The 19,873-nt window shown below is 73.5% G+C and carries 14 protein-coding genes and 1 pseudogene; 5 read left to right on the forward strand and 10 right to left on the reverse strand.

Translation table 11 applies throughout. The annotated features are described in order from the left end of the window. Positions 1-212: 212 nt before the first annotated feature. The 5 genes from ACIQCJ_RS24630 to ACIQCJ_RS24650 all read right to left on the reverse strand — a co-directional run bounded on the left by ACIQCJ_RS24630 (position 213) and on the right by ACIQCJ_RS24650 (position 7,004). The gene (locus ACIQCJ_RS24630; protein ID WP_402712532.1) at positions 213-2,336 is read right to left on the reverse strand and encodes a restriction endonuclease; all 2,124 of its coding nucleotides are present in this window, start codon (positions 2,334-2,336) and stop codon (positions 213-215) included. A gap of 135 nt (positions 2,337-2,471) precedes the next feature. Further along, positions 2,472-3,818 (reverse strand): D-alanyl-D-alanine carboxypeptidase family protein, encoded by a 1,347-nt coding sequence (locus tag ACIQCJ_RS24635; RefSeq protein ID WP_402712534.1) that lies wholly within the window; start codon positions 3,816-3,818, stop codon positions 2,472-2,474. Positions 3,819-3,988: 170 nt separating this feature from the next. Next, the gene (locus ACIQCJ_RS24640) at positions 3,989-5,062 is read right to left on the reverse strand and encodes an inositol-3-phosphate synthase (RefSeq protein ID WP_401855213.1); all 1,074 of its coding nucleotides are present in this window, start codon (positions 5,060-5,062) and stop codon (positions 3,989-3,991) included. Then, positions 5,059-5,955, reverse strand: coding sequence for an MBL fold metallo-hydrolase (locus ACIQCJ_RS24645; protein WP_401307259.1), 897 nt, complete (start codon positions 5,953-5,955; stop codon positions 5,059-5,061). Before ACIQCJ_RS24645 ends, ACIQCJ_RS24640 begins: the two co-directional genes overlap by 4 nt. A 23-nt stretch (positions 5,956-5,978) precedes the next feature. Further along, complete coding sequence (locus ACIQCJ_RS24650) at positions 5,979-7,004, reverse strand: MsnO8 family LLM class oxidoreductase (RefSeq protein WP_391050664.1); 1,026 nt, start codon at positions 7,002-7,004, stop codon at positions 5,979-5,981. Positions 7,005-7,167: 163 nt separating this feature from the next. On the opposite strand from ACIQCJ_RS24650, the gene ACIQCJ_RS24655 reads away from it, so the two are divergent. After that, on the forward strand, positions 7,168-8,487 hold the full coding sequence (locus tag ACIQCJ_RS24655) for a transglycosylase family protein (RefSeq protein ID WP_402712535.1): 1,320 nt from the start codon (positions 7,168-7,170) through the stop codon (positions 8,485-8,487). Here ACIQCJ_RS24655 and ACIQCJ_RS24660 read toward each other — a convergent pair. From ACIQCJ_RS24660 to ACIQCJ_RS24675, 4 genes and pseudogenes are all read right to left on the reverse strand, one after another. Continuing rightward, on the reverse strand, positions 8,469-9,176 hold the full coding sequence (locus ACIQCJ_RS24660) for a phosphatase PAP2 family protein (RefSeq protein WP_402712537.1): 708 nt from the start codon (positions 9,174-9,176) through the stop codon (positions 8,469-8,471). The genes ACIQCJ_RS24655 and ACIQCJ_RS24660 overlap by 19 nt on opposite strands. Before the next feature lie 159 nt (positions 9,177-9,335). Then, positions 9,336-10,340 (reverse strand): aldo/keto reductase family protein, encoded by a 1,005-nt coding sequence (locus ACIQCJ_RS24665; protein WP_355347198.1) that lies wholly within the window; start codon positions 10,338-10,340, stop codon positions 9,336-9,338. Positions 10,341-10,451: 111 nt separating this feature from the next. Further along, on the reverse strand, positions 10,452-10,988 hold the full coding sequence (locus tag ACIQCJ_RS24670) for a discoidin domain-containing protein (RefSeq protein ID WP_355347225.1): 537 nt from the start codon (positions 10,986-10,988) through the stop codon (positions 10,452-10,454). Further along, positions 10,962-13,355: pseudogene (locus tag ACIQCJ_RS24675) on the reverse strand (discoidin domain-containing protein); the annotation flags it as partial. The gene ACIQCJ_RS24670 and the pseudogene ACIQCJ_RS24675, both read right to left, overlap by 27 nt. A gap of 471 nt (positions 13,356-13,826) precedes the next feature. Between ACIQCJ_RS24675 and ACIQCJ_RS24680 the strand changes: the two are divergent. From ACIQCJ_RS24680 to ACIQCJ_RS24690, 3 genes are all read left to right on the forward strand, one after another. Continuing rightward, entirely contained in the window at positions 13,827-15,188 is a 1,362-nt protein-coding gene (locus tag ACIQCJ_RS24680) for a hypothetical protein (protein ID WP_402712539.1), read from the forward strand. 122 nt (positions 15,189-15,310) lie between these two features. Continuing rightward, positions 15,311-16,618 carry an AAA family ATPase gene (locus ACIQCJ_RS24685; protein WP_401855223.1) on the forward strand — a complete coding sequence of 436 codons (1,308 nt, stop codon included), beginning with the start codon at positions 15,311-15,313 and terminating at the stop codon, positions 16,616-16,618. Between the two features lie 245 nt (positions 16,619-16,863). Next, on the forward strand, positions 16,864-18,096 hold the full coding sequence (locus tag ACIQCJ_RS24690) for a DUF2201 family putative metallopeptidase (protein ID WP_391161367.1): 1,233 nt from the start codon (positions 16,864-16,866) through the stop codon (positions 18,094-18,096). Between the two features lie 8 nt (positions 18,097-18,104). Here ACIQCJ_RS24690 and ACIQCJ_RS24695 read toward each other — a convergent pair whose 3' ends face one another. Beyond that, a complete protein-coding gene (locus ACIQCJ_RS24695) occupies positions 18,105-18,785 on the reverse strand; it encodes a hypothetical protein (RefSeq protein WP_402712541.1) in 681 nt (226 codons plus the stop codon). A gap of 282 nt (positions 18,786-19,067) precedes the next feature. On the opposite strand from ACIQCJ_RS24695, the gene ACIQCJ_RS24700 reads away from it, so the two are divergent. Then, entirely contained in the window at positions 19,068-19,709 is a 642-nt protein-coding gene (locus ACIQCJ_RS24700; protein ID WP_355347210.1) for an LAETG motif-containing sortase-dependent surface protein, read from the forward strand. Positions 19,710-19,873: the final 164 nt, after the last annotated feature.

The following is a 19,873-nucleotide window of genomic DNA, read 5'->3' on the forward strand; positions in this document are numbered from 1 at the left end:
CAGGGCCGTCGTGCGACCGTCAGGTGATTCGAGAACTCCGTGGGGACCGGGACCAGAGCCATGGGGCCTGGGGCGCGTCACCGCGAGGAGCTGTCATTCAGAACGAGCACCGGCGCCGCAAGAAGGGGCGCAGACATGTGCTGCACACAGACCATAACACGGCGGGGTCGGCGGATGTTCCCGAACCCGTATCCGGGGCGGGAACCCGCCGCTCAGTCGACCGCGATCCCGTGCTCCCCGACCAGCGCCACCAGCCCGCCCGAGCCCGCGTAGCCCTTGCCGCCCGCCACGAAGCGCCAGTCGGCGCCCGTACCGCTCCTGCGGAAGGAGCCGAGCACCAGCGCCGTCTCGCCGGGCCTGCCGTCGGAGACCTCGAGGCGGTCGGCCTCGGCTCCGCTGGGGTCGGTGAGCCTGATCCGGGCGTCGGTGAATCCGGTCAGGTCGGCGTCCGGATCGGCGTCCGGGTCGACGGCGGCGACCAGCACCACCCGGTCCGCGCGGGCGGGCAGCCGGTCGAAGCTCACCCAGATCGCGGCCTTGTCCCCGCCGAGCGCGGGCATCATCCGCACACTGCCGTCGGGCGTGCGCGGATTGTTGAAGAAGACGAAGTGGTCGTCGTCCAGCACCCGGCCGCCCCGGCACACCAGCGCGCAGACGTCGAGCCGCACACCGCCCGCCCACCACATGCCGAGCACGCTCGCCTCGGAGTCGGCGTCCGCGTCGGCGTCGATACCGGGCAGCACCGTCGAGACCAGCGTCGGGGTGCGCTCGACGGTGCCGGGGGCGGGGCCCAGACGGCCGCCGAGCCCGTTGCTGTGCAGCAGGTCCACCAGGTCCGGGCCCGACACCAGCGTCAGCGGCTTGCCGTTGGCGAAGGCGTGCGAGGTCGGCCCGAAACCGGAGGTGGTGATCAGCACGCCCTTGTTGGCGCCGACGCTCTGCACCGTGCCGAACAGGTCGCGTACGGCGCTCGGCGAGACCGTGTTGCGGTAGCGCTTGACCTGCACCACGATCTTGCCGCCGCGTATCGGGTCCGGGTCCAGCGCGTCCACGTCCACACCGCCGTCGCCGGAGCGCACCGTCGTGACCGCGTTCATCCCCATCGCCCGGAACAGCCGCGCGACCAGCTCCTCGAACTCCAGCGGGTCCATGGCCAGCAGGTCGGGCTCCTCCTCGCCGCCGTGCGAGACCATCGTGCGGCCCGCCTCGCCCGGCAGCCGGATGGGCTCGACGGCCGCGCGCTTGTCCGGGCGGGGGGAGAGCCGGCCGTTCAGCGCCTCGGTGAAGCAGTCGACCGCGTTGACCCGGTCGAGGTTGACCGCCGCGAAGGCGGCGTCCGACACCAGCGCGGAGGCGACGACGGTCTTCGTACGGTGGCCGGTGGCCGGGTCGGTGTCGTCCACGAAGCCGTTGAGCACCACGGAGTCCAGGACGTCGTGCGCGTCGGCGCCGAACAGCTCGCGCAGCACGAGCAGCAGGCACTGGGCCAGGACGTCCCGGTAGGCGGCGCGGCGCTCGGCGACCGGGCGCGCCACCTCCTTGTCCCGGTCGGCGCCCGGCATGTACCGCACCAGCGACGCCTCGGGCACCACGGAGAAGGCGGGCAGCTCCCAGTCGAGCACGAGCTGCCGGTCGGCCCGGTCGTAGGACGCCGAGACCTGCCGGGGCAGGCCGTGCGGCCACGCGGCGGAGGCGTAGAGGGCCGCCGTCAGATAGTCCTCGACCGCCTCGGGGTCCCCGTCGCGCAGCGCGGCGACGGATGTCTCGACCTCGGCGTTCTGCCGCCGGATCTCCGCCAGCCGCTGATCGGCCCACTGCCGGTACTGCCGCTGGTAGTCGGCGAGTTGGCGCTGCCGCAACGCCTCGGTGGCCTGCGCGGCCCGCAGGTCGTTCTCGTACAGCGTGCGGGCCCGCTCGCGCTCGTGCCGTGCCGCGCCCCAACCGCCGCCCTGCCGGGGCGTGTACGCGTTCGGGTCGGGCATCGGGATCGGCTCGGCGAGCCGTCCGGGGGCGAACGGCTCGACCACCTCGGGCGTCAGCAGTGCCGCGGGGGTGAAGACGGGCGCCGCGCAGCCGGCCGCCAACAGGCCCTGGAGCTCGGCGAACCGGCGCTCCAGGTCGTCGGTCCGCTGCCGCGCGTCGGCCTCCCGGCTCGCGCGGTACGCGGCCTGCTGCTCACGGCTGCGCCGGGAGGCGGCCCGCTCCGCCGCGCGCTGCTGCCGCTCGGTCTCCCGCCGCGCCTGCAACCAGGCGCGCTGCTGGGCCTCTTGTTGCCGCTGGCGCTGCCGCTGGACCTCGGCCCAGGTGGATACGGGACCGGAAGTACGGCGGCTCATGCGGGTACGGCTCCCTCTCGGCGCGGCGCTGCGGACACCGTGCGTGCCCCCTGCCCGGCAACTGAGAGTACGCCCCTGGCCAGCGCGTCGTCACCGCTTCCGGCCCACAGCGTGGCCCGAGTCGGCGCCCTTCGCTCAGCGCGCCTTCGCCGCGGACCGGCGGCGCAGCACGACCACCGAGCCCGCCGCGCCCAGCGCCAGCGCGCCGCCCACGTACCAGGTGGTCGGCGACGACGACGCGGCGTCCGCGGTGCTGGGCGCCTGCGGCGCGGGGGCGGGCTTCGGCTCCTGCCGCGCGGGTTCCTGGGCGGGCTGCCGCGCGGGCCGCTCGGCCTCCTGTGAGGCGTGCGCGGAATCGTCGTGGTAGGCGGTCGTCGCCGTGTTCAGCGTGCCGACCGACGAGGTACGGCCCGCGGCCGAGAAGCCCCAGTCCAGCAGCGCGCCCGCCTCGTGGTAGACCGCCTGCGGCAGCCCGGACTGCGGATTCATCACGGTCGCGATCAGCGTGCGGTCCCCGCGCTTGGCGGCGGCGACCAGGGTGTTGCCCGCGTTGGTGGTGTAGCCGTTCTTCACACCGATCACGCCGGGGTAGCGCTTGACGCCGTCCGCGCCGGTGAGCAGCCGGTTGGTGTTCTGGATGCCGAACGACTTCACGTACTTGCCGTGCGCGTCGTAGCCGCCGGGGAACTGCGCCCACCGGGTGGAGGCGTACGTCGCGAAGTCCGGCATGGCCAGGCCCGCGCGGGCGATGACGGCCAGGTCGTAGGCCGAGGAGACCTGGCCCGGCATGTCGTAGCCGTCGGGGGAGACCACATGGGTGTCGTCCGCGCCGAGCATCTCGGCCTTGGCCTGCATCTGGCTGACGGTCAGCGGCACCGAGCCGTTCATGTGCGCCAGGACGTGCACGGCGTCGTTGCCCGAGCTGAGGAAGACACCGCGCCACAGGTCGGCGACGGTGTACGTCTGCCGGGCCTGGATACCGACCAGGCTGCTGCCCGCGCCGATCCCCGTGAGGTCGGAGTCGGTGACGCGGTGGGTGGCGTCGCCGGGGAAGCGCGGCAGCACGGTGACCGCGAACAGCGTCTTCAGGGTGCTGGCGGGCGGCAGCCTGCGGTGCGGGTCCTTGGCGGCCAGCACCTGGCCGGTGCGCGCGTCGGAGACCGTCCACGACAGCGCGGACAGCCCGGACGGCAGCCGCGGCGACCCGGCGTGCGGCTGCACCAGCACCCCGTGCCCGGCGAGCAGCGGACCGCCGGCGACCACCGTCGCGGCGCCGGGGCCCGACGAGCCGCGCCCGCCGTCCGCGGGAAGGGCCGCCGCGGCGGCGGTCGCGGCGGCGGACACGGTGGCCAGCGCGGTCGCGGCGGCGAGGCAGCAGCCGACGGCCAGACACCTGGCGGCGGCCACCGAGGCCGCGACGGCGGGGGCGGCGGTCTTACGAGGACGGTCGTGGCGGCACGACGAGGCGCGGAAGACGTTCATGCCGTCACCGTAGGAACGCCGTGGCCGGGTCGGCGCGGCGACGTGACCCATAAGGATGAGACACCGCCGCCACCGGCGTGACGCCCGGGGGCCGACCGGCTGACGGCCGCTCACCGGCCGGCGACCGAATCCGACGCGCCGTCACATCCCCGGTCCCCGAAGCCCGCTGATTACCCGTCGGACAGCGCCGCGAGCCCCGCCTCGATCGCGGCCTCGTCCAGCGGCGTGGGCGGGGCCTTCATGACGGCCGCCGACACCGGGTCCACCACGCCGCCGAGACCGCGGTCGAGCGCGGCCTTCAGATAGCGGACGGCGTCCAGCACGTTCCCCGCGGCGCTCGGCGAGTCGTCGACCTCCATCCGCAGGTCGATCTCCAGCGGTGTGCCGCCGAAGCCCTCCGCCTCGACCCGGATGAAGGCCACCTTCCGGTCGGCGAGGAACGGGATGAAGTCGGCGCCCACGTGCGACGGCGCCGCCTCGCCCGAACCCCCGTACATCCCCTGCGTCTTGGTGGCCTTCTTGCTCGCCATCCGCTCCGCGTCCTGCATGTTCAGGAAGTCCATGTTCCCGCCGCCGAGCAGTTGGTACGTGCTCCGCAGCCGTACGCCGTTGCGCGCGAGCACGTCCACCAGCGCGCGGTGCACGAGCGTCGCGCCGAACTGGCTCTTCAGGTCGTCACCGGCCAGCGGCAGCCCCGCCTCGGCGAACCGGCCCGCCCACCGCGGGGAGCGGGCGATCACCGACGGGATGCAGTTGAGGAAGGCGCACCCGGCGCGCAGCGCGGCCCGCGCGTACAGCTCGGACGCGGCCTGGCTGCCGACCGGCAGGAAATTCACCAGGACGTGCGTGCCGCTGTCCCGCAGCCGCCGCGCGATGTCGTCGACGGTGGCCGTACCGCGCGCGTCGACCTGGTCGGCGGCGCTGCGCCCGACGCCGTCGCTCAGCGCGCCCTCGGTCACCTCCACGCCGAGGTGCGGCACCTTCGCGAAGGCCCGCGCGTTGTTCGGCGGCGCCCAGATCGCCTCGGACAGGTCGCGGCCGGTCTTGGCCGTGTGGACGTCGAAGGCGGCGGTGAACCGCACGTCGGAGACGGCGTAGCCCGCGCACACCGGGTGGGTCAGGCCCGCCGGGCCCGCTTCCGGGCCGTCGCCGCCCCCGGCCGCGGACGCGTAGAACTCCACGCCCTGGACCAGGGAGGAGGCGCAGTTCCCCACGCCTATGACGCCGACGTTGACGGTCCTCATGCGCGCTCCGGGTCGAGAGGTTCGGTGCGGGGTTCGATGTGGACGAGGAAGTCGGCGAAACCGTGGACGCCGGGACGGGCGTCGACCGCGGTCAGCGCCGCGCGCAGGGCGCGCAGGTGGCCCACGTCCATCTGGAGCGGCGGCTCGTCCGGCTGGTGGGTGGTGCCGCGGGGGTAGTCGTCGCCGGGCGTGGTGGTCATCTCGATGTGACAGCCGAGCAGATGGGTGACCGGGTGCCGCTCGCAGAAGGCCAGCAGCCGGTCCACGGTCGCGGTGTAGGCGGCCGGGTCGCGGACGTAGAGATGACCGGGGTAGAGGGTGTCGCCGGTGAACAGGATTCCGGTGCGCCGGTCGTGGAAGACGGTGGCGGCGGCCTCGTGCCCGGGGCCCGGCAGCACGTCGAGGACCCGGCCGCCGAGGTCGAACGTGGCGGCGCCCCGCGGCCAGTCCCGCAGCCCGTAGAAGGCGGTCACCGCGTCGAGATCCGGACCGACCACGACGGTACGGGGCCGGTCGGCGAACTGGGCGTCGCCCGCGATGTGGTCGCCGTGGCCGTGGGTGTGCGCCACCACCAGCTCGTACGCGTCCGGCTCGGTGCCCGGCTGGAGGGCCAGCCACGCCTCGATCGCCGCGTCCACGGTGCGGCGCAGCGGGAAGTGGCGGGCGTCGGCGGTGGCGCCGGTGTCCAGCAGCAGGGCGCGCTCGGCGCCGAGGAGCAGGAAGAGGAAGGGCGCCTCGAAGTGCACCGACATGTTCTGCCGCAGGATCAGGGTGTGTTCGTCGTACGCGTGCACCTGGATCTCCGGCGCCGGGTCGTGCTTGGCCGACGGCCACCCCGCGTGCCAGCGGACATCGAGGTCGCCGGAGACCGGTTCGATGATCTGTTCGCTCACCCGGTGACCCTAACCCGGCGCTCTCACGCGGCGGCCGGATCTCCCGAGGTGATCGCGGCCAGCAGCCGGTAGGACTCCAGCAGCTCCGCGCGGTCGTACGTACTGGTCGTGACGAGGAATTCGTCGGCCGCGCTGCGCTCCAGCAGCGACTCCAGCGCCTTCGCGACGTCCTCGGGCGTGCCGTGCAGATGCCCGGCCATCGCCTCCTCGAAGCGTTCGCGCTCCGGACCCGTCATCGTGCGCGCGGCCGTCGACTCGTAGGGCGCGAGGGCCGGAAAGACGCCGTGGGTGCGGGACCAGGCCGTCGACCACGCCTCCGGGACCAGCAGCCTGCGGGCCCGCTCGCCGCTGTCGGCGACCGCGACGGTGCCGGACAGCACGACATAGGGGGCGGCCGACCACGCGGAGGGACGGAAGGCGGCGCGGTAGCGGTCCACCGCGCGCAGCATCGCGTCCTCGCCGCGCACACCGCCGATCACCAGCGGCAGGCCGTGCGCGGCGGCCAGGTCCGCGCCGCTGCCGACGGCCAGCAGGAACACCGGCGGACGCAGCCCCTCGGCGGGCCAGGCGTGCACCTGCGGGTGGACCCGCTGGGTGCCGGTGAAGTACCCGAGCAGTTCGTCGATCTGCGCGTCGAACGCGCCCGCCGCCTCCTTGCCGCGGCCCAGCGCCTTGCGGATGCCGTCGGTGAAGCCCACCGACCGCCCCAGACCCATGTCGATCCGGCCCGGGAACAGCGCCTCCAGGACCCCGAACTGCTCGGCCACGACCAGAGGTTGGTGATTGGGCAGCATCACGCCGCCGGTGCCGACCCTGATCCGCGAGGTGGCCGCCGCGACCGCCGCCGCGAGCACCGTCGGCGCGGAACCGGCCACGCCGGGCACGCTGTGGTGCTCGGAGACCCAGAAGCGGTGGTAGCCGAGCGCTTCGACCTCGCGCGCGAACGCCACGGTGTCGCGCAACGCCTGAGCGCCGTCCTGGCCCTCCCTCGTGCGGGAGCGGTCAAGGACGGAGAACGGGGTGTCGCGCAGCGGAGAACTCACGTTCATTCCAACGCGTACCGGACTCCGTCATTCCCGAACCGCCCGAAACCGAACACTTGTCGTCACCCCTTGTGGCCGAGTGTGTACGGGCCCTATCTTTGGCCCGCCCGGCAATTCGGGCGTACGGCAGCCCAGGCCCCACGGGCCGGTCCTGGAGAGGACTCGTGCTATGCCCTTACGCGGACGTCACCGCCGATACCGCCCCAGCCGCGTATCGCAGGCATCCCTCACCGTCACCGCGGGCGGCGCCGGTCTCGCCCTGCCGCTGATCGGGCTGAGCAGCGCCCACGCGGCCGCCGAGAGCACCTGGGACAAGGTCGCCAACTGCGAGTCCTCGGGCAACTGGCAGATCAACACGGGCAACGGGTACTACGGCGGGCTCCAGTTCGCCTCCAGCACCTGGAAGTCCTTCGGCGGCACGGCCTACGCGCCGCGTGCCGACCTCGCCACGAAGAACCAGCAGATAGCCGTGGCCGAGAAGGTGCTGCACAGCCAGGGCCCCGGCGCCTGGCCGGTCTGCTCGGTACGCGCCGGGCTGACCCGTACCGCCGCCACCGCCTCCCACAAGGTCGAGGTGCCCGCCGCGAAGGTGCGGACCGCGTCCGACCAGGCGCGCAGGACGCCCGCGAAGGCCCCGGTCAGGAGCGAGACCAAGAGCACCGCGAAGGCCCAGGCCAGTTCCCCGGCCAAGGCGCCCGCGAAGAAGACCACGCCGAAGACCGCGCAGCCCAAGTCGGCCCCGGGCAAGGACCGTTACACGGTGAGGTCGGGCGACACGCTGTCCGGCATCGCCGACGACCACCATGTGGCGGGCGGCTGGCCCCGGCTCTACGCCGACAACCGCTCGGTGGTCGGCGACGACCCCGACCTGATCCTCCCCGGCCAGCGGCTCGACCTGCGGACCCCGGTGGCGCACCCGCAGCACACGACGCAGCGCGAGCCGCACACCACGACCCGTCCCAAGGCGCAGCCGAAGCCGACGCCCAAGGCCGCCCCGAAGGCCACGCCCAAGAAGTCGGCGGCCCCCGCGGGCACCCGCACGCTGGACCGTACGACGAAGCCCGCCGCGGCCCCGACCCACACCGCGTACACCCTGCCGGTCAGCGGCGCGCCGATCGGCACGCCGTACCACGCCTCCGGCTCCAGTTGGGCCAGCGGCTACCACACAGGGGTGGACTTCCTGGTCGGCACCGGCACCAGCGTGAAGTCGGTGGCCGCGGGCACCGTGGTGACGGCGGGCTGGGGCGGCAGTTACGGCTACCAGATCGTCATCCGGCACGCGGACGGCGACTACAGCCAGTACGCGCACCTGTCACAGATCTCGGTCAAGGTCGGACAGAAGGTCACCTCCGGCCAGCGGATAGCGCGTTCGGGCTCGACCGGCAACGTGACAGGACCGCACCTGCACTTCGAGATGCGGACGGGACCCGAATACGGCGACGACATCGACCCGCTGCACTACCTGCGGGCTCACGGCGTCTCGATCTGATCGGACGGGCCGGGTCCGCCCGGCCCGCTCCGGCCGGCGAACGTCGTGAGCGGCGGCAGCGCCGCGCCGAGCCAGCAACCGGCGAAGAGCCAGCCGCCGAAGACATCCGTCGGCCAGTGCACGCCCAGATACACGCGGGTGCAGCCGACGGCCAGCGCGACGAGCGCGCACAGCGCGGTGAGCAGCCGCCCGGTGCGGCCCGGCCGCCAGCGCAGCAGCCCCCAGGCCAGCAGCCCGGCGGCCATCGCGCTGGACGCGGTGTGCCCGGAGGGGAAGGAGTAGCCGGAGGCGTGCGTCGCCCAGTCCGCCGCGGGCGGCCTGGCCCGGTGCAGCGCCATGACCAGCAGCGTGCGTACCGCCTGGCCCGCGAGCAGCACGGCCAGCGCGAGCAGCGCCATGGGCACACCGCGCGAGGTCCGCAGCGCGCCGCGCCCCACACCGCCGCCGCCCGCCAGCCAGCCGCCCAGCACGGCGGCGAGATACGGGAACGGGCCGGTGCCGAGGTCGGTGACGGTACGGGCCACGGTCACCATGCCGTGCGGCCGGTGCTCCACCGACCAGCGGTGCGGCCCGGTGTCCACCGCGTACGGCGTGCCGTGCCTGGCCAGCACCACCCAGGCGAGCACCGCGAAGGCGGCGGCGAAGGCGGCCGGGAGCAGTACGCGGCGCCATGGCGCGCGGGCGGTCACCGGGGGAGCGGCCCTTCTCGCTCGGTACGCGAAAGGCCCGCCCGGCCGCGGGCGTCAGCTTCGTCTACAGGCACGTAGACATACTGTACGCGGCGGCCGGGCGGGCTTCCCCTCGGCGCGATGGATCGGACCGTGTTCCGCGGGTATGTGCCTCGGGTGCTACGGCCGCGCGGCGGGCGTGATCTGCGGTGTCTTCAGGGGGTCGGTGACCGCGACCGGCTCCAGGACGGCGTCCAGCTTCGCCAGCAGACCCGCGTCCAGGGTCACGCCGGCCGCCTTCACGTTCTCCGCGACCTGCTCGGGGCGGGACGCGCCGACGATCGCGGCCGAGACGTTCGGGTTCTGGAGCACCCAGGCGACCGCGAGCTGAGCCATCGTCAGGCCGGCGTCGGCGGCCAGCGCGTGGAGCTGCTGCACCCGCCCCAGCACCTCGTCGTTCATCCAGCGGTCGATCATGTTCGCGCCGCCCTTGGCGTCGGTGGCGCGCGAACCGGCGGGCGGCTGCTGCCCCGGCACGTACTTGCCGGTCAGCACGCCCTGCGCGATCGGCGAGAACACGATCTGACCGATGCCCAACTCCTCGCAGGCGGGCACCACTTCGGCCTCGATGACGCGCCAGAGCGCGGAGTACTGCGGCTGGTTGGAGACCAGCGGGATGCGCAGCTCGCGGGCGAGGGCGTGCCCGCGGCGGATCTGGTCGGCCGTCCACTCCGAGACGCCGATGTAGTGCGCCTTGCCGGAGTGCACGACGTCGGCGAACGCCTCCATCGTCTCCTCCAGCGGCGTGAACCGGTCGAACCGGTGCGCCTGGTAGAGGTCGACGTAGTCCGTCTGGAGCCGTCGCAGCGAGCCGTCGATCGACTCCATGATGTGCTTGCGGGACAGACCCCGGTCGTTGCGTCCGGGACCGGTCGGCCAGAAGACCTTGGTGAGGATCTCCAGACCCTCCCGGCGCTCGCCCTTCAGCGCCCGGCCGAGCACCGACTCCGCGCGGGTCTGCGCGTACGTGTCCGCGGTGTCGAAGGTCGTGATCCCCGTGTCCAGCGCCGCCCGCACACACGCGGTCGCCGCGTCCTCCTCCACCTGGGAGCCGTGGGTGAGCCAGTTTCCGTAGGCGATTTCGCTGATGATCAGGCCGCTGCGGCCAAGGTGACGGTATTCCATGGGACCGACTCTAGATCGCCCGCCCGTACCGCCGCGACCGGCACGAATGCCCCGCCCCGGGGGCCCTGAGCTACGGGGCCGCCGGGGCGGGGAGTCGGTGCGGTCACCGGATCAGGAGGCGTAGGCCTCCAGCTCGGAGAGCTGGCCCGCCGGCCAGCCGGTGTTACCGGTGAAGGTGAGCCGCAGGTAGCGGGTGGTGGTCGGGGTCAGGGTGACGGTCGCGGTGTCGGTACCCAGGGTGAAGGTGTAGCCCGCGGACGCCTTGAGCGTGCTGTACGTGTTGTTGTCGGTGGAGCCGAGGACGCTCAGCGTCTCGGTCCTGGTGCCCCAGTTGGTCGGCAGCTTCAGCACCAGTCGGCCGACGGTCTTGGCGGAGCCGAGGTCGACCGTCAGGGACTGCGGGAAGGCGCTGTTGGCGCTCTCCCAGTAGGAGTTGACGTTGCCGTCCACCGCGTTGGCCGCGACGTAGATGTCGGAGTGACCGGTGTCGGTGGCCGTACGGCCCTGCGCCAGGTTCGGGTTGGCGGGCGGGGTCGTGGGAGGCGTGGTGGGAGGCGTCGTCGGCGGGGTCGTCGGCGGGGTGGTCGGGGGAGTCGTGGGCGGCGTGGTCGGCGTGCCGTCGGCCGCGTAGACCTCGAACTCCGAGATCTGGCCCGCGGTCCAGCCGGTGTTGCCGGTGATGTTCAGCCGGACGTACCGCGCGGTGGCCGCGTTGAAGGTCAGCGTGGCCGTGTTGCCCGACGACGGGTTGAAGGAGACGCCGCCCGAAGCCTTCAGCGTGCTCCAGGAGCTGTTGTCCGTCGAACCCAGCACCGACAGGGTCTCGGTACGGGTCGCCCAGTCCGCCGACGGCGGAAGCTTGAGCGTGACCTTGCCGATCGACTTGGCCGCGCCGAGGTCGACGGTCAGCGTCTGCGGGAAGGCGTTGCTGTTGCTCTCCCAGTACGAGGACGCGTTGCCGTCGACGGCGTTGGCCGCCGAGTAGCTCTGCACCGCGGACGAGGCGGTAGCGGGGCGGCCCTGCGCCAGGTTGCCGTTGGCCGGAGTCGTCGGCGGGGTCGTCGGGGGAGTGGTGGGCGGCGTGGTCGGGGGCGTGGTCGGCGGGGTAGTGGGAGGCGTGGTCGTACCGCCGCCACCGCCGGTCGGAACGCCGCCGTTGGTCCAGATCGGGGTCGGCCAGGTGCCGGTGCAGGTCTGCCCGGTGATACCGGAGTTGCCGCCGCCGTCGATGATGTTCAGGCCGGTGCCGACGCAGTTGTGGATCGGGGTGGCGGACTGGGCGATGTTCTTCGCCTTGACGTTGATGAACGTCATGTCGGCCGGTGCCTGCGCCTGGATCGCGTAGGTGCCCGCGCCGTCGATGTTGACGTTCTTGAACGTGACGCCCGTGACGCCGCTCTCGATCGACTGGATCGCCTCGTAGGAGCTGTCGAGGATGTCCGTGTCGGTGATCTGGATGTTGGCGTCGACCTTGCCCTGGAGGCCGTCGAACCAGATCGCGCCGACGCCGAACTGCCAGTTGAAGTCGCTGTTACCGGTTCTGATCAGCGTGTTGCGCGCCGCCGTGATGGTGCCCGCGACCGCGGTGCCGGAACCGGCGTTGACCCCCGGGTAGCGGTTGGCGATGTGCAGGCCGCCGCCGTTGGAGATGGTGTCGGCCATCACGTTGTCGGAGATGTTGAAGTCCTTGCCGCCGTACGTGACGATGTTGTTCGCCAGGATCGGCAGCACGACCGTGTTGTGGTCGAAGCTGTCGTTGACGTTCGGCACGTTCTCCGGCCAGCCCGCCAGACCGTCGTCACCGGTGTTGCGCACAAAGGTGTTGGTGACCGTCGAGTTGGTGACGCCGATGTGGAAGTTCACACCGTCGGCCGTCGTGTCCAGGATGCGGCTGTTCTTGATGGTGAAGTGGTCCATCGGACCGTCCATCCACGCACCGCACTTGACGTGCTGCAACCACAGGTTGTCGACGGTGGAGTTGGACATCGCGCCACCGAGGCCGTTGACCTGGTCGTTGTCCTCGCGCTCGCGGATGTCGCCGATGATGGCGAAGTCCTTGAGGTTGACGTTGGTGCTCGGCCCGCCCTGGTTGGTGTACTTGCCGTAGATACCGGCCGCGTTGGAGCGGTTCACCGGGTCACGGCCGCCGAGCACGCTGTACCAGGGGCCCGCGCCGACGAGGGTGACCTTGTCGACGATGACGTGGCTGTACAGCGTGAAGTTGCCCTGCGGGATGTATACGGTCTTGCCCTGCGCCTTGCCCGCGTCCACGGCCGCCTGGAACTTGGCGGTGGAGTCCGTGGCACCCGTCGGGTCGGCGCCGAAGTCCGTCACCACGTCGAGCGCGCCCGCGGGCTTGGCGATCGGGGCCGCGACCGTCTCGAAGTCCGCCAGGTCGATGGTGAACGTCGGGGACTGCGCCGTGGACGTCACCTGCACGCGGATCTTGGTGCCGGCCGGGTACGTGGTCCCGAACATCGTCCGCGACTCGTCGTAGAAGTGGTGCGGGTTGGTGTCGCCCGGGTTGTTGTTGAACGGGTAACCGCCGTAGTACCAACTGTACTTCGAGGTCACCGGCAGGGTCTTGATCGAGGTCCCGTTGGCCTGCACGTCCAGCGTGGCGTCCCTGCCCTTGCCGTCCGCGGTGTCCGGGAGGCTGTAGCGCAGCGACATCGCGTTCGCGGGCGCCGTCAGCGTGAACTCCACGTACTGTCCGGCGGCGCTGAGGGTGACGGCCTGACGGCCCGACGCCTCGGACGGCAGGTGGCCGTAGTAGCGGTCGGGGCCGATCAGCGCGCCGTTGGTGTTGGCGTACTCGGCCTCGAGCTCCTTGAACGGCACGTTCGCGCCGCGGCCCGATATGCCGACGGGTGAAGGGGCGGGTACGCCTGCCGCGTGGGCGGCGGGGGCGTTCGCCAAGGTCACGGCGGTCAGCGCGGCTGCCGCGGCCACGGCGAACGACAGCACCGCGGCGGCGCCGCGCTGTCTGACTCTGCGGCTTCTTTGAGGACTCAACTCATGGCTCTGCAATGAGTGCGACACAGGCACACGTCCTTGCGCGTCGAGGGGGGTGAGAGGGGGGTGGAACTAGGGGGAACTAGGGGGGAACACCCGGCCAGGCGTGGAGAGACTACGAGGCGGGTCGCAGTAAGTCCATGAGTCTGCGCAAAAATGCGATGGCTCCTCGCAATATTCACGACACCTGACCGTCATAGACGGCTCCAAAATCCGATAATTCCCGATGCTCCACACATCCGAGGCCGTCACGCCCGGCGGCCGGCGTCACCGGCTCTCCGTCCGCCGGAGCCGTCTGCTCGCCGTGCGCTCGCCGTCCGCTCTCCGTCCGTCGGAGCCGCCGGCTCCCCGGCCGTCTGACGGAGGCTCACCCGTTGATGGAGTCCGGGCGGCGGCTGTGCCTATGATGGGCGCGATGACGAACTCCTTCTCGTATGAAATGGGGGAATCGTTCGACCAGGGTGAGTGCTGATGGCACCTCACCTCACGGACGAGATTCCCGCCCATGTGTTGATGTGGCGCCGCGTACGCGAGTACGCCGTGCCACCGTCCATGATCGAGACCGCCACCGCGCGGCGCGCCGTCGGCGACTGGGCCGGGGCGTGCGCCGCGGCCCGGGTCGACGCGGATCTCGATCTGCGAGCCGTGCGCACGCGGCACGGCACCGAACTGGCCGCCCGACTCCGGGCGGATCTGCGCCGGTTGGCACCCGATCTGCTGCGCTGGCACATGCCGAGGATCGCGCCGGACGGCCGCTTGCGGCCCGGTGTGACCATCCTCCTCGCGCGGTACGGCGCTTCGGCCGGTCCGCCGGTCGACCTGGTCGTACGGACACCGCCGGCCAGAGCCGACGCGGGGCAGCGGATGGCGCTGGCGCTGCGGCAGGAGCCGGGGCACGGCGCCGCCGGAATCCACCCGCACCCGTATCCCGAGCGGCGCTTCCGGCTCGACCTGCACCGGCATCTCTGGGACGCCGGGCGGAGCGGCGAACTGGCGCGGCGCTGCGGCGCGGACGAGGGTCCGTGGGCGTCGGGGCGGTGGGCCGCGGAGGCCGAACTGCTGCTGCGGGCCGAAGGCCGCCCGCGCGGCGCCTTCGCCGTACGCCTGGGCGCGCGCGACCGCGCCGCGTTCGAACTCGTCGCCCCCGACGACAGCCATGCCCCGACCTGCCGGCCGCTGCGCGAACCGCTGCGACCGCACGACATCGCGGCGCTGCCCGTACTGCCGGAAGCGGCGGCCCGCGTCCTGCCGGACCTGGAACTGCTACGGGCCGGGCTGATCACGGCCGACCGGCTGCACCCGCTGGTCGCCGCGGCGCTGGCCTCGTACGACACCGCCCCGGCCGCAGGCCACGGCCCCGAGCCCGGTGATCCGCACCGGGTGGAGTGCCGCGGCGAGATCCACCGGATCGCGCTGCGGGACGGGGTGCTGACGGCGGTCGACCACGACCCGGCCGAACTGCGCCGCGAGGACCTGCTGGTGGCCCTCGGCGGACCGGCGCTGCCCTGCCTGCGGGCGATCGACGCCGTGCACCGCGACCCCGAGGCACTGCCCGCGGTACGGGAACGGCTGCGCCACGGCGACATGGCCGGGGCGCTGGCCGTCGTCGAAGGACTGCTCGGGCCGCGCGCGGTACTCCGCGACGGGCCGCTCCGCGAGGAGTTGGAGCGGGCCGCCGTCCGCCGCGTCGACCACGGCGTCTTCCGCGCGGGACTCGTCGCGGAACACCCCGCCTCGGCGCAGCGCCGTCCGCGCCTCGTCCGCCATACGCCGCGGCACATTCGCGCCAAGCGCAGCAGCCGGGCCAGGCCCCGCACCGGAACGGCCCGCTGACCCCTCCGTCGTCTGATCAACCGTCAGGTCCCTTTTTTGCACGGCGCGTTGAGCGCCGCCCTGCCGCACAAACCCTTCGGAGCGGGCCGTCCCGTTCCCCTGACCAACCCCAGGTGATGCCCATGACGTCCAGCACCCTCCTGCCCACGACCGCCTTCACGACCGCTCCCACGACCGCCTTGACCTCTGCCTCCGCCCCCGTGAGCGACCCCCAACTCGCCGTCGCTGACGACCTTCTGACGCTCCTTCGGACCAGCACCACGGAACCGCGCCCCGACGAACAGCTCGAAGCGCTCGCCCTGGCCGTCGCGGCCGACCTGCCCGTACTGCTGTGGGGGGAGCCCGGCATCGGGAAGACCGCGGCGCTGACCCAGCTCGCCGCCTCCCTCGACCTGCCGCTGACGACCGTGATCGCCAGCGTCCACGAGCCGACCGACTTCTCCGGGCTGCCCGTCCTGGGCGACGACCCCGCGGTGCGCGGTGTGCCGATGGCGCCGCCCCAGTGGGCCGTGGAACTGGTCCGCGCCGGGCGCGGACTGCTCTTCCTCGACGAACTGTCCACGGCCACACCGGCCGTTCAGGCGGCGCTGCTCCGGGTCGTGCTGGAGCGCCGGGTCGGCGCCCTGCAACTGCCGCCCGGCGTACGGATCGTGGCCGCCGCCAACCCGCGCGCGTCCGCGGCCGACGGATGGGAGCTGAGCCCGCCGCTGGCCAACCGCTTCGTCCATCTGTTCTGGGTGCACGACCGTGAGGTGGTGGTACGCGGCCTCGGCGGCGTCTGGCCGCGCCCGGAACTGCCGAGGCTCGTACCGGAGTCGCTGCCCGAGGCCGTGGCCCTCGCGCGGCGCGCCGTCTGCGGCTTCCTCGAAGCCAGGCCGACGCTGATCCACCGGCTGCCGAGCACGGAGACGCGGCGCGGCGGCGCGTGGCCCTCGCCCCGGAGCTGGGAGGCCGCGCTGACCTTGCTGGCGTTCGGTACGGCGGCCTCCGCGTCCCGCGAGGTGCTGGCCCTGCTGGTGCGGGGCGCGGTGGGGGACGGGCCGGGACTTGAACTCCTCGCCCACCTGGACCGGATGGACCTGCCCGACCCCGAGGCGCTGATGGCCGACCCGCCGACCGCGGAACTGCCCGAGCGCGGCGACCTGCGGCAGGCGGCGCTGGAGGCCGTGGTGGCCGCGGTCGGCGCGCGGCCGGAGCGGGCGCGGTGGGAGGCGGGCTGGGCGGTGCTGGTCAGGGCGCTGGAGTCCGGCGCCCCCGACCTGCTGGTCGCCCCGGCCACCGCGCTGGCCGGACTGCGGCGCGACGACTGGGAGGTGCCCGCCGCGGTGGAGCGGCTGGTCTCGGTCATCGGCCTCGCCCGCCGCGCCGACCAGTCGGTGGCGCGGGTCGCGGACGCCGAGGCCGCCCGGACGAAGAGGACGGGCCGATGAAGGACACGGCGAAGCGTCGGATGACGGACACCGCCAAGGAGCCTGTGGCGGTCACCGCGAAGGAGCCTGTGGCGGTCACCGCGAAGGAGCCGGTGGCGGTCACCGGGAAACGGCCGGTCACCGCGCGACCGCGCCCGATGCCCCCGCCCGCGCCGCCGCGCCCGGTACGGCCTCTCGCGCCGAGGCGGCAGCGCCCCGCCGACCAGCCGTACGCCCCCGGACTGCCCCTCGACACCGAGAAGTTGATGGCGGCCCGGCTCCACGCGGTCACGGTCCGCCCCTACCTCGCCAGCGCCCTCTTCGCCCTGCACGTGGTGGAGGACCGGTCGGTGCCGACGATGGCGGTCGACGCGTACTGGCGCTGCTACGTCTCGCCCGGTTTCGTCGCGCGCACCCCGACGGAGGAACTGGCCGGCGTCTGGGTGCACGAGGTCTCCCACCTGCTCAGGGACCACCACGCGCGGGGCGAGCGGTACGCCAGGGAGCACGAAGAGCCCGGTCCGGGCGGGCGGGAGGGGGCGGGAACGCCCCCGTCCGAGGGTCGGGAGAGGCTGCGGCGCAACATCGCCGCCGACTTCGAGATCAACGACGACATCTACGGGGACGGTCTGCCCCGGCCCGCCGGGGCCGTGCTGCCGTCGCTGCTGCGGCTGCCCGACGGCCTGCTGATGGAGGAGTATCTGCGGACGGCGTCGATGTCCGGGCTCGTCGGGGACCTGGCCTGGCTGGACTGCGGCAGCGGCGCCGACGGGCAGGCCAGGTCGTGGGAGCTGGGACCGGACGGGGCGCACGCCCTGAGCAGGCAGCAGCGGGACGCGGTCCGCTTCCGGGTCGCCGAGGGGATCAAGGGGCGGCCGGGGGAGGCGCCCGAGGGCTGGCGCAGATGGGCCGAGGAGGCGTTCCATCCCCCGCAGCCGTGGCGGCAGTTGCTCGGCGCCGCGGTCCGCTCGGCGGCGGGCGCGCCGGGCGCGGGCGAGAACCACAGCTACCGGCGTCCCTCACGGCGCTCGGCCGCCGTCCCCGGAGTGCTGCTGCCGAGCCTGCGCCGTACACCGCCGCGGGTCTGCGTCGTCATCGACACGTCCGGCTCCGTGAGCGACGCCGAACTGGGCGCCGCGCTGCTGGAGGTGGCCGCGATCTCGCGGGCGGTGGGCGGGCGGCGCGACCTGGTCTCCGTGATCTCCTGCGATGTCGCGGCCGGTGTGGCCGTACCGATCTGCCGCGCCGAGGGCATCGAGCTGATCGGCGGCGGCGGTACGGATCTGCGCTCCGGCTTCGCCCGCGCCCTGCGCTCCCGGCCCCGCCCGGACGTCGTCGTCGCCCTGACGGACGGTCAGACACCGTGGCCGTCCGAGCAGCCGCCCTGCCGTACCGTCGTCGGCCTCTTCCCCCGCCCCTCGCGCGCCGTGCGCGAGGACGACGCCGAGTACGTCCCGGACTCCCCGCCGTCCTGGGCGCGTGTGGTCACCATCGGCTGAGCGGCACCTCAGCGGCGGGGCGCCGACCGCCGGGGGGAGGTGAGAAGGAAGGGGCGGGCGGCGCGGTCGCGGTGCCGGGTGGACTGCCAGCCGCGGGCGTCGAGCAGCGCCGCGCACCGGCCGAGGTGGCCGGCCGCCTCGTCCGGGGCGGCAGCGCCCCGCCAGGACACCTCGACGGCGCCGTCCTGCGCGGAAGGCGTGACCGTATAACCGTCAGGGGCGGGCGGACAGCCCGCCGCTTCGAGGGCCAACGCCACGGCGTGCACGAGCCGTTCGCGCTCCCACGGCGCGGGCACGTCGGTCACGCCGTCGAGCAGCACCGCGCGGATGCCCAGCAGGCCCTCCCACGCGGCGGCCACCTCGGCCGCGCGGGCGGGACCGCGGCCGGGCGTCACCGTCCCCGTACCGTCGTCGGCCGTGAAGGTGCCGACGGGGACCGCGGGCGGCTCCGCGGCGGCTTCCGCCTCCCGCGCCGCCTGCCGTGCCGCTTCGGCCGCCGCCAGCGCGGCGCGCTGCCGCAGACCCTCCTGGGTCAGGTAGTAGGCGGGGTGGCCGCTGCGGCCGTGCGGCACCGCGAGACCCGCCGCCACCAGCGCCGCGCAGACGTCGGCGCGCGCCGAGAGCCGGCCGGTCGACGGATCGGAGCTGGCGACCGCCTTCCGCTGAGCGGGGGTCAGTGCCTTGGCCACGCGACCTGCCTCCTTCCGCCTGACGTGCCCCGTGCTGTCTCCCGCACGGTACCGCCCGCGGCCGACAATCCCCGCGCGCCGCGACCAGCGGGCCCCGGACCGGCGCCCGGTGATCGAATCCCCTGGAATTGCAGGTGAATTGATACGGCCTCCGTAATGGTGGGGGGCGGTCGCCGGGCGGAATTCCGCCGGGTGTAGGGTCCCGGTCCCCGTAGTTATGGCGGACGGGGGCGTCGCCAGGGAGTCGGAGAACACAGCGAAATTCAGGGAGGATTCATGCAAATGACGCGCCAGAGCCGCAGGCGCTCCGGTGTCATAGCGGGCGCCGGAATGGCGGCGCTCATCGGGTCGGCCGTACTGGCCGCGCCCGCATCGGCACACACCCCCAACTGGTCGGTGGACTGCGACTCGGTCTCGGTCCACCTCACCGCCTACAACGCCCGGGTCACCAACTCGGTGACCGTCTCCGTGGACGGCGGCGCCGTGCTCGCGAGCAATGAGTCGTTCGGCGGCAGCTACGACTTCACGGGTGCGCTGCCCGACCACAGCACCGCGATCAAGGTGCACCTGGTCGTGAAGGCGGGCGACGGCAAGCAGTACGGCAGGGACGAGTACAAGACGTCCGAGCCGTGCGAGAAGCCGCCGACCACGCCGCCGCCCACCACGCCCGAGACGCCGCCGCCCACCGCGCCGCCGACCACCCCGGCGTCCGAGACGCCCACCGCCCCGCCGACCACCCCCGAGACGACCGCGACCTCGAACGCCCCGGTCGTGCAGGCCAGCACCTCCCCGGCCTCCGGTGACCTGGCCGAGACCGGAAGCTCCAGCTCGACGCCGATGATCGCGGGCATCGCCGCGGCCGTCGTCGCCGCGGGCGCGGGCCTGCTCGTCTTCAACCGCAGGCGCGGCGCGGCACACCGCTGATCCGCCGCACCACCGGCCGCCCGTCCCACGGGCGGCGTCCCGGCGCGGGGGGGGGGGGGCCCCCCCCCGGGCCCCCCCCCCGGGGGGGGGGCCCCCCCCCCCGCGCCCCCGGGGGGGGGGCGCCGGGGGGGGCCCCCCCCCCCCCCGGCGCGCGCCCCCCCCCG

Origin of the sequence: Streptomyces sp. NPDC093221, from assembly GCF_044753885.1 — a bacterium.
Lineage (GTDB): Bacteria > Actinomycetota > Actinomycetes > Streptomycetales > Streptomycetaceae > Actinacidiphila.

Excerpts from the sequence above, each read along its gene's own strand:
- ACIQCJ_RS24630 (WP_402712532.1), bottom strand. The coding sequence starts at position 2,336 with ATGAGCCGCCGTACTTCCGGTCCCGTATCCACCTGGGCCGAGGTCCAG.
- ACIQCJ_RS24690 (WP_391161367.1), top strand. The coding sequence starts at position 16,864 with ATGGCGGCCCGGCTCCACGCGGTCACGGTCCGCCCCTACCTCGCCAGC.
- ACIQCJ_RS24685 (WP_401855223.1), top strand. The coding sequence starts at position 15,311 with ATGACGTCCAGCACCCTCCTGCCCACGACCGCCTTCACGACCGCTCCC.
- ACIQCJ_RS24700 (WP_355347210.1), top strand. The coding sequence starts at position 19,068 with ATGACGCGCCAGAGCCGCAGGCGCTCCGGTGTCATAGCGGGCGCCGGA.
- ACIQCJ_RS24655 (WP_402712535.1), top strand. The coding sequence starts at position 7,168 with ATGCCCTTACGCGGACGTCACCGCCGATACCGCCCCAGCCGCGTATCG.
- ACIQCJ_RS24665 (WP_355347198.1), bottom strand. The coding sequence starts at position 10,340 with ATGGAATACCGTCACCTTGGCCGCAGCGGCCTGATCATCAGCGAAATC.
- ACIQCJ_RS24635 (WP_402712534.1), bottom strand. The coding sequence starts at position 3,818 with ATGAACGTCTTCCGCGCCTCGTCGTGCCGCCACGACCGTCCTCGTAAG.
- ACIQCJ_RS24650 (WP_391050664.1), bottom strand. The coding sequence starts at position 7,004 with ATGAACGTGAGTTCTCCGCTGCGCGACACCCCGTTCTCCGTCCTTGAC.
- ACIQCJ_RS24680 (WP_402712539.1), top strand. The coding sequence starts at position 13,827 with ATGGCACCTCACCTCACGGACGAGATTCCCGCCCATGTGTTGATGTGG.
- ACIQCJ_RS24640 (WP_401855213.1), bottom strand. The coding sequence starts at position 5,062 with ATGAGGACCGTCAACGTCGGCGTCATAGGCGTGGGGAACTGCGCCTCC.